Origin of the sequence: Bradyrhizobium sp. (assembly GCF_047605465.1) — a bacterium.
Classification (GTDB): Bacteria; Pseudomonadota; Alphaproteobacteria; order Rhizobiales; family Xanthobacteraceae; genus Bradyrhizobium.
The window spans coordinates 17,681-30,048 of sequence record NZ_JASGFS010000015.1 but is presented as its reverse complement, the minus strand read 5'-3'; the positions used below and the strand labels follow the sequence as shown (position 1 = coordinate 30,048).

12 protein-coding genes are annotated in these 12,368 nt (G+C 65.6%); 5 read left to right on the top strand and 7 right to left on the bottom strand.

All coding sequences use genetic code 11. The annotated features are described in order from the left end of the window. Positions 1-96: 96 nt before the first annotated feature. The 3 genes from QM712_RS14830 to QM712_RS14820 form a co-directional block, all read right to left on the bottom strand. Positions 97-621, bottom strand: a complete 525-nt coding sequence (locus QM712_RS14830; RefSeq protein WP_415023860.1) for a DUF309 domain-containing protein — start codon at positions 619-621, stop codon at positions 97-99. A 21-nt stretch (positions 622-642) separates the two neighbouring features. Further along, complete coding sequence (locus QM712_RS14825; RefSeq protein WP_415023859.1) at positions 643-1,461, bottom strand: alpha/beta fold hydrolase; 819 nt, start codon at positions 1,459-1,461, stop codon at positions 643-645. Between the two features lie 128 nt (positions 1,462-1,589). Then, a complete protein-coding gene (locus tag QM712_RS14820) occupies positions 1,590-3,131 on the bottom strand; it encodes a benzoate-CoA ligase family protein (protein WP_415023858.1) in 1,542 nt (513 codons plus the stop codon). Positions 3,132-3,252: 121 nt separating this feature from the next. Here QM712_RS14820 and QM712_RS14815 point away from each other — a divergent pair, with 121 nt between their 5' ends. Then, positions 3,253-4,161, top strand: coding sequence for a helix-turn-helix transcriptional regulator (locus QM712_RS14815; RefSeq protein ID WP_415023857.1), 909 nt, complete (start codon positions 3,253-3,255; stop codon positions 4,159-4,161). Positions 4,162-4,167: 6 nt separating this feature from the next. Here the strand turns inward: QM712_RS14815 and QM712_RS14810 are convergent, their stop codons facing one another. Further along, positions 4,168-4,782, bottom strand: coding sequence for a GNAT family N-acetyltransferase (locus QM712_RS14810; RefSeq protein ID WP_415023856.1), 615 nt, complete (start codon positions 4,780-4,782; stop codon positions 4,168-4,170). Positions 4,783-5,058: 276 nt separating this feature from the next. On the opposite strand from QM712_RS14810, the gene QM712_RS14805 reads away from it, so the two are divergent. Both QM712_RS14805 and QM712_RS14800 read left to right on the top strand, forming a co-directional pair. Further along, positions 5,059-5,454 (top strand): group II truncated hemoglobin, encoded by a 396-nt coding sequence (locus QM712_RS14805; RefSeq protein WP_415023855.1) that lies wholly within the window; start codon positions 5,059-5,061, stop codon positions 5,452-5,454. A gap of 124 nt (positions 5,455-5,578) precedes the next feature. Beyond that, a complete protein-coding gene (locus QM712_RS14800; protein WP_415023854.1) occupies positions 5,579-6,259 on the top strand; it encodes a transglutaminase-like domain-containing protein in 681 nt (226 codons plus the stop codon). A gap of 22 nt (positions 6,260-6,281) precedes the next feature. Here QM712_RS14800 and QM712_RS14795 read toward each other — a convergent pair whose 3' ends face one another. The 3 genes from QM712_RS14795 to QM712_RS14785 all read right to left on the bottom strand — a co-directional run bounded on the left by QM712_RS14795 (position 6,282) and on the right by QM712_RS14785 (position 9,076). Then, positions 6,282-6,446, bottom strand: coding sequence for a hypothetical protein (locus QM712_RS14795; RefSeq protein ID WP_415023853.1), 165 nt, complete (start codon positions 6,444-6,446; stop codon positions 6,282-6,284). Positions 6,447-6,492: 46 nt separating this feature from the next. Then, a complete protein-coding gene (gene ybaL / locus QM712_RS14790) occupies positions 6,493-8,229 on the bottom strand; it encodes a YbaL family putative K(+) efflux transporter (RefSeq protein WP_415023852.1) in 1,737 nt (578 codons plus the stop codon). Positions 8,230-8,290: 61 nt separating this feature from the next. Next, positions 8,291-9,076 carry an IclR family transcriptional regulator C-terminal domain-containing protein gene (locus tag QM712_RS14785; protein WP_415023851.1) on the bottom strand — a complete coding sequence of 262 codons (786 nt, stop codon included), beginning with the start codon at positions 9,074-9,076 and terminating at the stop codon, positions 8,291-8,293. A 207-nt stretch (positions 9,077-9,283) separates the two neighbouring features. Here QM712_RS14785 and QM712_RS14780 point away from each other — a divergent pair, with 207 nt between their 5' ends. Together QM712_RS14780 and QM712_RS14775 are read left to right on the top strand one after the other, a co-directional pair. Continuing rightward, positions 9,284-10,642 (top strand): Rieske 2Fe-2S domain-containing protein, encoded by a 1,359-nt coding sequence (locus QM712_RS14780; protein ID WP_415023850.1) that lies wholly within the window; start codon positions 9,284-9,286, stop codon positions 10,640-10,642. 145 nt (positions 10,643-10,787) lie between these two features. Further along, on the top strand, positions 10,788-12,224 hold the full coding sequence (locus QM712_RS14775) for a glutamine synthetase family protein (RefSeq protein WP_415023849.1): 1,437 nt from the start codon (positions 10,788-10,790) through the stop codon (positions 12,222-12,224). Positions 12,225-12,368: the final 144 nt, after the last annotated feature.

Sequence of the window (12,368 nt, the reverse complement as noted above, 5' to 3'; positions counted from 1 at the left end):
GCTTCGGTCTTAACCGTTAGATGCACAATAGTGCATCTTTTTAGATGCGTCTAGCCCCCAACTCGCTCGACATGCATTTTGCTTCATATCCGGGGTTCACGACCGCGCGACAGCGCCGAGCGCGATCCAATCGGCTTTCGAAAGCCGGTCGCGGCCGAGTTTGGCCTGCAGCAGTGCGACCAGCGCCGGGACTGGAAACGTCTCGACGAAGCCGTTGCCGGCAGCGGCCGCCTTGCGCGTGGTCAGCACCTGCAACTCGGCCAGCGCATCGCCGAACAGGCGCGTGGCCGAATGCGGACGCTGCATGCGCAGCCGCAAATTCGCATTGGCGATGTGGATGCAGGCCCGCAGCAGAATGCGCTCGCGGCCGCCTTGCGGCGCCGCGGCCCAGACCGTTTCCAGCAGCTCCTGCGCTTCCCAGAAATAGCCGCGGTCGTTGAGCGCCAGTCCGTAGCGCAGCGCCGGATGGCGCGCCGGCACGTAGCCGCGGAAGGCCGACGGCACCAGCGCCTTGGCCAGCGCGAGCGTCTCGTAGTCCGCATCGGCCGCGGCGGTCTCGCCCGGCACATAGGCCCATTGCGGCCATGGCAACGGATCGCCCGGGTTCGGCGGCACATTCATCGCGGATGTGCCTCCGCAGGATCATGCGGCGCGCCCCTGGAGTCCCTGATCGTCGCGCAGGGCCGCTCTTGCAAATTGCTCAATCGCGTCAAGCGTCGCTCCGGGCGCTTCACGATGCGGGGAGTGTCCCGCGCCTGAAATGACTTTCAAATCTACCGGACAATAACACTCATCCTGCGCGATCTCGATCTGACGCAGTGTCCCATATTGATCGTCCACACCCTGCACGACCAGGACGGGGACGCGGACGTAAGCGAGGTATTCGGAGATGTCCCAGTCGCGGAATTTCGGATCGAGCCAGGCGCGATTCCAGCCATAGAAGGCGTTGTCGACGTCCTTGTGCCAGCGTGCGAGCCTGGCCTTGAGGTCGGTGGTCTCGTAGGCCGTCTTGATCGCGGCGATGGATGTCACCGAGACGTCCTCGACGATGAAATGCGGCGCGATCAGCGCGATGCCCTGGAGCCGATGGTCCTGGTGCGCGCCGGCATAGATCGCCGCGATCGATCCGCCGTCGGAATGGCCGAGCAGCAGGCCGCGCCTGAAGCCGATGGCATCGAGGACGGCCGGCAGCACCTCCAGCGCCTCGCGCTGCATGTAATCGAGCGGCCGCGGCAACGCGGCGGCACTCGACTGGCCGTAGCCCGCGCGCGAATAGGCGAAGATGCCGGCGCCGGTCGCCTCTCGAAGCTTGTCAGGGAAGTCGCCCCAGAGACCGACCGAGCCGAGACCCTCGTGCAGCATCACGATGGTCGGCGCGTCGGCGGCTTGCGGCGCGAGCCATTTGTATTCGAGGCTGGCGTCGCCGATGGTGAGGAAGCCCGTGGGGGTGAGGTCGGTCATGCTGTCGTTCCATCCATTCCGTCATTCCGGACAGTTCGCAAGCGAGCTGATCCGGAATCCCGAGATTGTCGTTTGCCGGTCGAGCTTCCGGGTTCGACGCTTCGCATCGCCCCGGAATGACGAACTGCTCAGTTCGCCCCTTCCCGCAGCTTGAACCGCTGGATCTTTCCCGTCGCGGTCTTCGGCAGGGACTCCACCACGTCGATCCAGCGCGGATATTTCCACGGGCCGATCTTCTGCTTGACGTGCTCCTTCAGCATCTCCTGGAGATCGCCGGTCTTCGCATCCGGGCGCAGCACGACGAAGGCCTTCGGCTTGAGCAGACCCTCCGGATCGGCTTCGGGCACGACGGCGGCTTCGAGCACGGCCGGATGCGTGATCAGCGCGCTCTCGACCTCGAACGGCGAGACCCAGATGCCGGAGACCTTGAACATGTCGTCGGCGCGGCCGCAGAAGGTGTAGCGGCCATCGGCATCGCGGACGTATTTGTCGCCGGTGCGGGTCCAGGGCCCCTCGAATGTGCGGCGGCTCTTGTGGCGCTGATTCCAGTAGCCTTCGCCGGCGGAGGGCGCATCGACCAGCAGCTCGCCGACCTCGCCGTCGGCAACGTCCTGGCCGGCGTCGTTGACGAGCCGCACCGCGTAGCCCGGCACCGGCTTGCCGGAGGAGCCGTACTTGATGTCGCCCGGCGCGTTCGACAGGAAGATGTGCAGCAGCTCGGTCGAGCCGACGCCGTCGAGGATGTCGACGCGGAAACGCGCCTTCCAGCTGTTGCCGACGGATTCCGGCAGCGCCTCGCCGGCGGAGGTGCAGATCCGCAGCGACCTGCCGCCGCGCTCGGCCTTCATGGCCTCGTCGTTGAGCATTGCCGCGAACAGCGTCGGCACCCCATAGAAGATCGACGGGTTGTAGCGGTTCATCAGGTCGAACATGCGCGCCGGCGTCGGGCGCTCGCTGTTGAGGACCACGGTGGCGCCGACCGACATCGGAAAGGTCAGCCCGTTGCCGAGCCCATAGGCGAAGAACAGCTTTGCCGCGGAGAGGCAGACGTCGTTCTCGCGAATGCCGAGCACCTGCCTGGCATAGGTGTCGGCGGTCGCCTGCAGGTTCGAATGCAGGTGCCGCACGCCCTTGGGCATGCCGGTCGAGCCCGACGAATACAGCCAGAAGGCCGGCTCGTCGGAATGGGTCGCCGCGGTCGTGAACTGGTCGTTCTCGCCCGCGAGCTCCTCGGCGAGCTGCTTGTGGCCGTTCTGCTTGGCGCCGGAGACCACGACATGCTCCAGATCCGGCATGCGGCCGACGACGTCCTTGATGACGGGATAGAGCGCTTCGGAGACGAACAGCACCCGCGCGCGGCAGTCGGCGAGGATGTAGGCATATTGATCCGCGGTCAGCAGCGTGTTCAGCGGCACCGGCACGATGCCGGCGCGGATCGCGCCCAGGAACACGACCGGAAAGTCGACCGTATCCAGCATGATCATCGCCACGCGCTCCTCGCGGCGGACGCCGAGACGGCGTAGCATGTTGGCGGCGCGCCGCGTCTGGCGCTGGAGCTCGCCATAGGTGAGCCTCGAGACCGTGTCGTCGAAGACGATCTTGTCGCCGCGGCCCTCCTCGACGTTGCGATCGAGCAGCCAGGTCACCGCGTTGTAGGATCCCTCGCTCACGGACTTCTCCCCGAATTTAGAATTATAATTCATAGAAAGACATCGTGGCGGCTTGCTGTCAATGCCACCAGGCACTATGTTTCATTAAAGTGCGCCGCAGGACATCCGCTAAAGAAAGCCCATGACCGACAGTCCCGACGCCGAATCCCGATTTCTCGAGCAGCTCGGCCAGCGCGTGCGGACCATGCGCGCGCTGCGCGGCATGTCGCGCAAAGTGCTCGCCAAGGTATCAGGAATCTCGGAGCGCTACATCGCGCAGCTCGAGAGCGGCAAGGGCAACGTCTCCATCGTGCTGCTGCGCCGCGTGTCGGATGCCATGGGCGCCCATCTCGAAGATGTGCTTCCCGGCGCCGATCCGACACCGGATTGGCAGATGTTCCGCGATCTCCTGCGCAAGGCGACGCCCGCGCAGATCGCGCAGGCCAAGGAGTTGCTCGCCGGCGGCAGCGCATCCGCACCGCGCCGCGCGCCGTTCTGCGGCATCGCCTTGATCGGCCTGCGCGGCGCCGGCAAATCCACGCTCGGCAAGATCCTGGCGAAGAAGATCGGCTGGAGCTTCGTCGAGCTCAACAAGGCCATCGAAGAGCAGAACGGCCTCTCCGTCGCCGAGATCATCGCGCTCTACGGCCAGGAAGGCTTTCGCCGCATGGAGCAGGCGGCGCTGCAGCAGCTGCTCGCCCGCAACGAACTGATGGTGCTGGCGACCGGCGGCGGCATCGTCTCCGAGCCGCTGACCTTCGACCAGATCCTGACATCGTTCTACACGATCTGGCTGAAGGCCGAGCCGGAAGAGCACATGGCGCGCGTCCGCGGCCAGGGCGATTTGCGTCCGATGGCCGACGACCGTTCCGCGATGGCGGAGCTTCGCAACATCCTCTTGAGCCGTGAGCCGCTGTATTCGCGTGCGACGGCCGTGGTCGATACCGCCGGATTGAGTGTCGACGCGGCGGCAGCACGGCTGATCGACGCGGTTCGGCCGGTGCTGCAGAACGAAGCGCGCAGCTTCGGGCTGCGCAGCGTGGCCATGTAGCGCCGGCTAGGCCGCCTTCGACCTGGCGGGCTCACCCTGCCCGGCCGGCGCGATCGCCGGGCTGAGTGCAACATCGGGGATCGTCACCGCGCGCTGACGCGACGTACGGGACGACCGGAAGGCCGCCATGATCACGACGTCGATGCGCTGGCCATCGACGAAGAACAGCCGCCTCATGATTCCTTCCTGCCTGAAACCGACCTTCCTGTAGACCTTGATCGCCCGCTCGTTCTTGCGGAAGACGACGAGCGATATCCGTTCGAGGTTGAGATGATTCCAGCAATAGCTCAGCGCCATGTTCATGGCTTCGGTGCCGTAGCCCTTGCCGCGATGGCCCTCTTCACCGATCCGGATGCCGATCTCCGCCGAACGGTGAACGGGGCTGATGTTGTGGATGTGGACGAAGCCCAGGATCTTCGACTGGCCCCGCTGACGGATCGCCAGCATGACTTGCGCCGGATCCTTGCCGGCGACTTCGCACTGGCTGACGACGTCCCTGAGATTGGCCGGCCGGAACGCGCCGTTCAGGCGGGCCGCGACGATGTCGTTGGCCCAGCAGAACATGGCGGCATAATCGTCCGGAACGAAAGCGCCCAGCGAAACGCGTTCTCCCACCAGCATTGTGGTCCTCATCTCGACAGTGAAAGCTGAATTCCGAAATCGAAGACTTCCGGCCCCCTTGGCAGCAGCGACGAGCTGACGAACCGGCGGGAAACGCGTTCGAGCCTGGGTTCAAATGGTAAACCAGCGGTTAATCGAGACCTCATGTCGCAGATTAAGTTTCGTTTAGTACACGAAATGTTTAGACATCTTCCGGCGGTGCCTGCCGCCTGCTCCTTGTCGAACGGAGCATTTGTCTGATCTGGACATCGACCGAAGCCTGACATGGGACACGCCATGAACGATTCTGCAGCCGCAATCTCCATGTTCGAGCGGATCGGCGGCGAGCCCACGATCGACCGGCTGGTCGAGCGCTTCTACGAACGCATGGACACGCTGCCGGAGGCACGGATCATCCGCGCGATGCATGCGTCAGATCTCGGGCTCATCAAGGACGTGCTGAAGCGCTATCTCACCGAATGGACCGGCGGACCGAAACTGTATTCCGTCGAGAAGGGACACCCGCGGCTGCGCCAGCGGCACATCGGCTTCGCCATCGGCGATCCCGAGCGCGACGCCTGGCTGCTCTGTATGCGCGGCGCGCTCGCGGAGACCGTCACGGATTCCGCCGCGCGGCAGGATCTCGACCGCGCGTTGTCGGGCCTTGCCGACTGGATGCGCAACCGGCAGTGAAAAGATCGGGAGCCTTCGGCCCACCCGTGCCTTGCGGTCCGTGAAGACGTGGCATGTCCGCGCGCATCACGTCGGCACATCTGGCGATTTGAGTTCCGCGCGGCTCACCTGCTAAGCTCGGGGCATGACCGATATTCTCCCCGACACCATCCGCCGCCTCTACACCGAGCCCGGCGAGTACATCGACAGCGATCATCCCGCCGTGCAGAAATTCGCGGAGAGCGCCGCGCGCGCTGACGCGAGTGCGCGCGAGAAGGCCAGCGTGCTCTACAAGGCGGTGCGCGACGGCATCCGCTACAATCCCTATGTCAGCATGCGCGTCGCGGAGACCTTCCGGGCCTCCAGCGTGCTGGCCGCGGGACAAGGCTATTGCGTCGGCAAGGCCGCGCTCTATGCCGCCGCCTGCCGCGTCCACGGCATTCCGGCTCGCGTCGGCTTTGCCGACGTGAAGAACCATCTCACCACCGAGAAGCTGCGCCAAAGCATGGGCACCGACATGTTCACCTGGCACGGCTTCACCGAGGTGCATGTCGACGGTGCCTGGCGCAAGGCGACGCCGACCTTCAACGACACGCTCTGCGCCAAGGTCGGCGTGGCTCCGCTCGACTTCGACGGTCACAGCGACGCGCTGCTGCACCCCTTCGACGGCGCAGGCCGCGCGTACATGCAATACGTCAACGACCGCGGCACCTATCACGACGTACCGGCGAAATTCCTGATGCGCGAGATGGCGCGCGAATACGCCAACATGCAGGGCGAGGATCTCTCGGGCCGCGACATGGAGCGCGAGGCGGAGAAAGGATAGTCGGGCGGGTGAGCTCGCGAAGCTAACCCACCCTGCGTTCACCGATCCGGTCGTTGCAGGCATCGAAGATCGAGCGATCGAGCGCCTCGGCGAGAAAGCCCGCGACGTAGATCAGCGCGAGGATCGCCGCGGAGATCGCGACCGTGCCGGCATGCGCGGACGCGAACCGGAGAAGGCGCTGGGACATGGTCGGCGGCGGAAACCGGTAGACCCGGCCCGCCGGCGTAATCACCTCAAACGACCGAACCGACCGCGAACGCGCGGGGATCTTGCTCGGCAGCATCGGGATATCTCCTCTCCAGCTCTTCGATCATGCCGCGCGCGATTTCCCGCTCGCCCATGATCACGACATCCGCGCCCAGCCCCGTCAGGTGATCGACCTCGGCATCCGCATGCGCCCGCGCGATGATGCGGATGCCCGGATTGGCCGCGCGCGCCTGCTGCACGATCTGCCCGGCCTCGAATGCCTCGGGAATCGCGATCACGAGATGCCGCGCCCGCGAGGGATTCGTGGCGCCGAGGATTTCCGGTTGCGCCGCGTTGCCGATGATGGTCTCGATGCCGCTCTCCCGCAGCTTCGTCAGCGCCCCCTCGCCGACCTCGGCGACGAGAAAGGGCAGCTTCCGCTGTTTCAAGGCATCGCCGACCAGCGCGCCGACGCGGCCATAGCCGATGACGATGGTATGGTCGGTCAGGTCGGTGGTCCGGATCGGTTCGGGTATCGCGGTCGCCGCTTGCGGTGAATCCCGCCGCGGCTCGAGACGGCGCGCGAGCCAGGTCGCGCCCGCGAACATCAGCGGATTGAACATGATGGAGAGGATCGCGCCGGCCATGATCAGATCGCGGCCGTCGCGCGGCAGGATCTGCGAGGCAACGCCGAGCTCAGCCAGGATGAAGGAGAACTCGCCGATCTGCGACAGGCTCGCCGAGATCGTCAACGCCGTGGCGACCGGATGCCGGAACAGGATCACGATCAGGAATGCCGCGACCGACTTGCCGAGCATGATGATCACGAGCGTGGCGAGCAGCGGCCAGGGCTCGCGGATCACGCTCGCTGGATCGAACATCATGCCGACCGAGACGAAGAACAGCACCGCGAAGGCATCGCGCAGCGGCAGCGATTCCTGCGCGGCGCGCGCGCTGAGCGGAGACTCGCGCAACATCATGCCGGCGAAGAAGGCGCCGAGCGCCAGCGAGACATCGAACAGCTTGGTCGCGCCGAACGCGATGCAGAGCGCGATCGCGAGCACCGCGAGGCGGAAGAGCTCGCGCGAGCCGGTATGGGCGATGTAGTGCAGGATCCAGGGGATGACGCGGCGGCCCACCACCAGCATCAAGCCGATGAACACGACGATCTTGACGATGGTGAGGATCACGACACCGGCAAGCCCGAAGCCGGCCTGCGCGGCCAACGGTTCGAAAGCGGGTTTGCCGTCGGCGCCGCCCTGAAGGCTCGCGATCGCCGGAAACAGGACCAGCACCAGCACCATCGCGAGATCTTCGACGATCAGCCAGCCGACCGCGATGCGCCCGCGATCGGTCTCCATCAGGCGGCGCTCCTGCAGCGCACGGAGCAGCACGACGGTACTCGCCACCGACAATGCCAGGCCGAACACGAGGCCGGCGGTGACGCTCCAGCCCATCAGCATCGCAAGACCGAGCCCCATCAGCGTGGCCACGCTGATCTGCGCGACCGCCCCGGGGACCGCGATGTTGCGGACCGAGAGCAGATCCTGAAGCGAGAAATGCAGGCCGACGCCGAACATCAGCAGGATAATTCCGAGCTCCGCGAGCTCGGTCGCGAGCGCCTGGTCGGCGACGAAGCCCGGCGTGAACGGACCTACGGCGACGCCGGCAAGCAGATAACCGACCAATGGCGGGACCCGGAACCGCTGCGCGATGGTTCCGAGCACGAAAGCAAGTCCGAGTCCAACGACGATGGTGGCGATGAGAGGCGTGTCATGCGGCATTTTCGCCTTTTGACACAGCGTTCGCGGCTGCGCACCGCGACCCGTGCGCGCGGGTCGCGGCTCAGAGCAATTGCGAGCGCACCGCGTCGGCGCCTTCGCGCAGCAGCGGCAGGAAACGGTCGATCAATTCCTGTGCCGGCACGCGGTCGACATGGGCGCCCATGTTGATGGCGGCGACGATCACATTGTCGTAACGACGCACGGGAACCGAGATCGAGCGGAAGTGCGGCTCGGCTTCGCGATCGACCAGCGAGTAGCCCTGCGCGCGATCGGCGGCGATGCGCGCCAGCAGCGCCTTGGGATCGGTCACCGTCTGCGGCGTCAACGACTCGCGCGTCATCGCCTTCAGGCGCGAGGCGAGATCCGCGTCATCGAGCTGGCCGAGCATGGCGCGGCCGACCGACGTGCAGAAGCCGGGAAGCCGGTAGCCGATCTCGAGCCCGCCCGAAAACACCCGCGCCGGACTGCCGCGCGCGATGAAGACGACGTCGTCGCCGTCGAGGACCGCAAGCGAGGAGATCTCCTGCGCCGCGGCGGCGAGGCGGTCGAGCACGGGCTGCAGCACCACGACGAGCTGGTTCGAGCGCAGATAGGACGCTGCCAGCGTCAGCACGTGCGGTGTCAGGGAGAACAGTTTGCCGTCGCCGATGACGAAGCCGCCGCGCTGGAGCGTGAACAGCATGCGGCGCGCGGTGGCGCGTGGAAGTTCGGCGGCGCGGGCAAGATCGCTGAGCGTCATCGGCCCCGCATTCGCGCCGAAGCACTGCAGCAGGCGCAGGCCGCGATCGAGGCTCTCGACGAAATCCGTCGCTCGCTCCTCGGTCTCGCTGCGTTTCAGTTTCGGCATGGGCGTCGGGACATTCCGGCAAAATAGTGCTTGCTGCTGCTCCGAGGCATGTCATAATTCGCCCATTCGTTCAATAGGCGAACAAATCGCCTTGGATGGTTTTGGGTCGGCAAGCCCGCTTTTCCTCCGCCGTCGTTGACGGGTGAGGTGCAAGTCGGACGGTTTCGCCGATCGACAACGATCCTCATCAAGAAGGACGCGACCGCCATGATGAGCCAGGAGCAGAACGACCTGATCACCCGCACCGGTCCCAAGGACCTCTGCGGAAAGCTGATGCGGAGCTACTGGCAGCCGGCGGCACTGGTCGACGAGCTGGAAGGCACGCGGCCGATCCGTCCGGTCAGGCTGCTTGGCGAAAACCTGGTGCTGTTTCGCGACGAGACCGGACGCTACGGCCTGATCGAGCGCCATTGCGCGCATCGCGGCGCCGACCTCGCCTTCGGGCGGCTCGAACATGGCGGGCTGCGCTGCGCCTTCCACGGCTGGCTGTTCGACGCCACCGGCCAGTGCATCGAGACGCCGGCCGAGCCGAAGGATTCCAAGCTCTGTCAGAACATCAGGCAGCGCTCTTATCCCGTGGTCGAGAAGAGCGGCATCCTCTGGGCCTATCTCGGCGAAGGTGAGCCGCCGGCATTTCCGGAGCTCGACTGTTTCGTCGCTCCCGGAACGCACACGTTCGCGTTCAAGGGTCACATGGCCTGCAACTGGCTGCAGGCGCTGGAGGTCGGCATCGACCCCGCGCACGCGTCCTACCTGCACCGCTTCTTCGAGGACGAGGATACGTCCACCGCCTACGGCAAGCAGTTCCGCGGCGCCTCCGCGGGCACCGACCTGCCGATGACGAAGATCCTGCGCGAATACGATCGTCCGATCATCAACGTCGAACACACCGAATACGGCCTGCGGCTGATCGCGCTGCGCGAGATCGACGAGGAGCGCACCCATGTGCGCGTCACCAACCAGCTCTTTCCGCACGGCTTCGTCATCCCCATGAGCACGGAAATGACGATCACGCAGTGGCACGTGCCGGTCGACGACGAGAACTGCTACTGGTACGCGATCTTCACCAGCTACACGAACCCGGTCGACAAGAAGAAGATGCGCGACCAGCGGCTCGAGCTCTATGAGCTGCCCGACTACACCTCACGCAAGAACAAGACCAACGATTACGGTTTCGATCCGCACGAGCAGGCGACGGCGACCTATACCGGCATGGGCAGCGACATCAACGTTCACGACCAGTGGGCGGTGGAGTCCATGGGTGCGATCCAGGACCGCACCAAGGAGCATCTCGGCCAGAGCGACAAGGCGATCGTGCAATACCGCCGCCTCCTGCGTCAGGAGATCGAGAAGGTTTCAGGCGGCGAGAAGCCGATGCTGTTCCTCGACGAAGCCAATTCGCGCAGCATCCAGGGCCCGGCGACCATGGACGGCATCGGTCCGACGCGCGGCTGGGAGACCTACTGGATGGAGGTCGACGTCAAGCGCCGCCGCGGCGCGCCCTGGACGGCGCCGGTGCCGAAGGAGATCGCCGACAACGTGCACCGGCTGACGGCGGCGGAGTGAATGTGAGGACCTATCCTCGTCATTGCGAGCGCGGCGAAGCCATCCAGGCATTTGTCCGCGGTGACAGTCTGGATTGTTTCGCTGCGCTCGCATTGACGGAGAGTGTGGTGCATGCTTCGCACCTCACGATGGGAGGAGTGGAAAAGTGACTTTCGTCGCGCGTCATGCGCTGTGGTCGGATGAGCAGAAAGACGCGGCGCAGCGCCTGCGTCGCATCGTCGAGGAGAAGAATCTCGAGGTCATCCGCCTCGCCTTCCCGGACCAGCACGGCATCCTGCGCGGCAAGACCATCATCGCGTCCGAGGCCATCGCCTCGCTGGAAAGCGGCTGCTCCATCACCAGCACCGTGCTCGCCAAGGACACCTCGCATCGCACGGTGTTTCCGGTGTTCACCGCCGGCGCCGGTCTGGGCGTGAAGGAGATGGAAGGCGCAGCCGACGTGCTGATGGTCGCCGATCCCACGACGTTCCGCGTGCTGCCGTGGGCGCCCGGCACCGGCTGGCTGCTGTGCGACCTTCATTTCAGCGACGGGCGCCCCGTACCGTTCGCGACCCGCGGCCTTTACCGCAAGGCGCTCGGTGAACTCGCGACCCGCGGCTACGATTTCGTGGCGGGCCTGGAGGTCGAATTCCACCTCTTCAAGCTCGACGATCCCCACCTCGGCGCGGAAGACGCCGGCCAGCCCGGCACGCCGCCCTCGGTGAGCCTGCTCAGCCACGGCTATCAATATCTGACCGAGCAGCGCTTCGATCAGATGGAGCCGGTGCTGGAGATCCTGCGCCGCAACATCGTCGCGCTCGGGCTACCGCTGCGTTCGGTCGAGGTCGAGTTCGGCCCGAGCCAGTGCGAATTCACGTTCCAGCCGAAGAAGGGCCTGGAGCCCGCCGACAACATGGTGCTGTTCCGCTCCGCCGTGAAGCAGATCGCGCGCCGCCACGGCTATCACGCCACCTTCATGTGCCGGCCGAAGCTCACCAACCTGTTCGCGAGCGGCTGGCACCTGCACCAGTCGATCGTCTCGCGCGCGAATGGCGAGAACCTGTTCATGGCGAAAGCGGGCGGCGAACCCTTGAGCGAATTCGCCCGCGCCTATCTCGCCGGCCTGCTCGACCACGCGCGTGCCGCCACGGTGTTCACCACGCCGACCATCAACGGCTACAAGCGTTACCGCTCCTATTCGCTGGCACCGGACCGCGCGATCTGGGGCCGCGACAATCGCGGCGTGATGATCCGCGTGCTGGGAGGTGCCGGCGATCCCGCGACGCGCCTGGAGAACCGCGTCGGCGAGCCCGCCGCCAATCCCTATCTCTACATGGCCTCGCAGATTCTCGCCGGCCTCGACGGCGTCGACCGCAAGCTCGATCCCGGCCCGTCCGCCGACACACCCTACGAGACCAAGGCGCCGCTGCTGCCGAAATCCCTGCGCGACGCGGTCGCGGCCCTGAAGGACGATCCGTTCTTCCGCGAAAAATTCGGTGCCGCGTTCATCGACTACTACACCCACATCAAGAACGCCGAGATCGACCGCTTCCTCGCCGAGGTGACCGACTGGGAGCACCGCGAATATTTCGAGATGTTCTGAGCCCCGGCATCGTCGTTTCCCGCATGGCGGCCGGCGCGTCTCACACTCCCGTGAGATGACTTCGTCAGGCGGCCTCCGACGACATCATCGCCGCGGTCGGCGAAGCCATTTTCAGTGCGCCTCGAAAAACGCCGGAAAGACCGG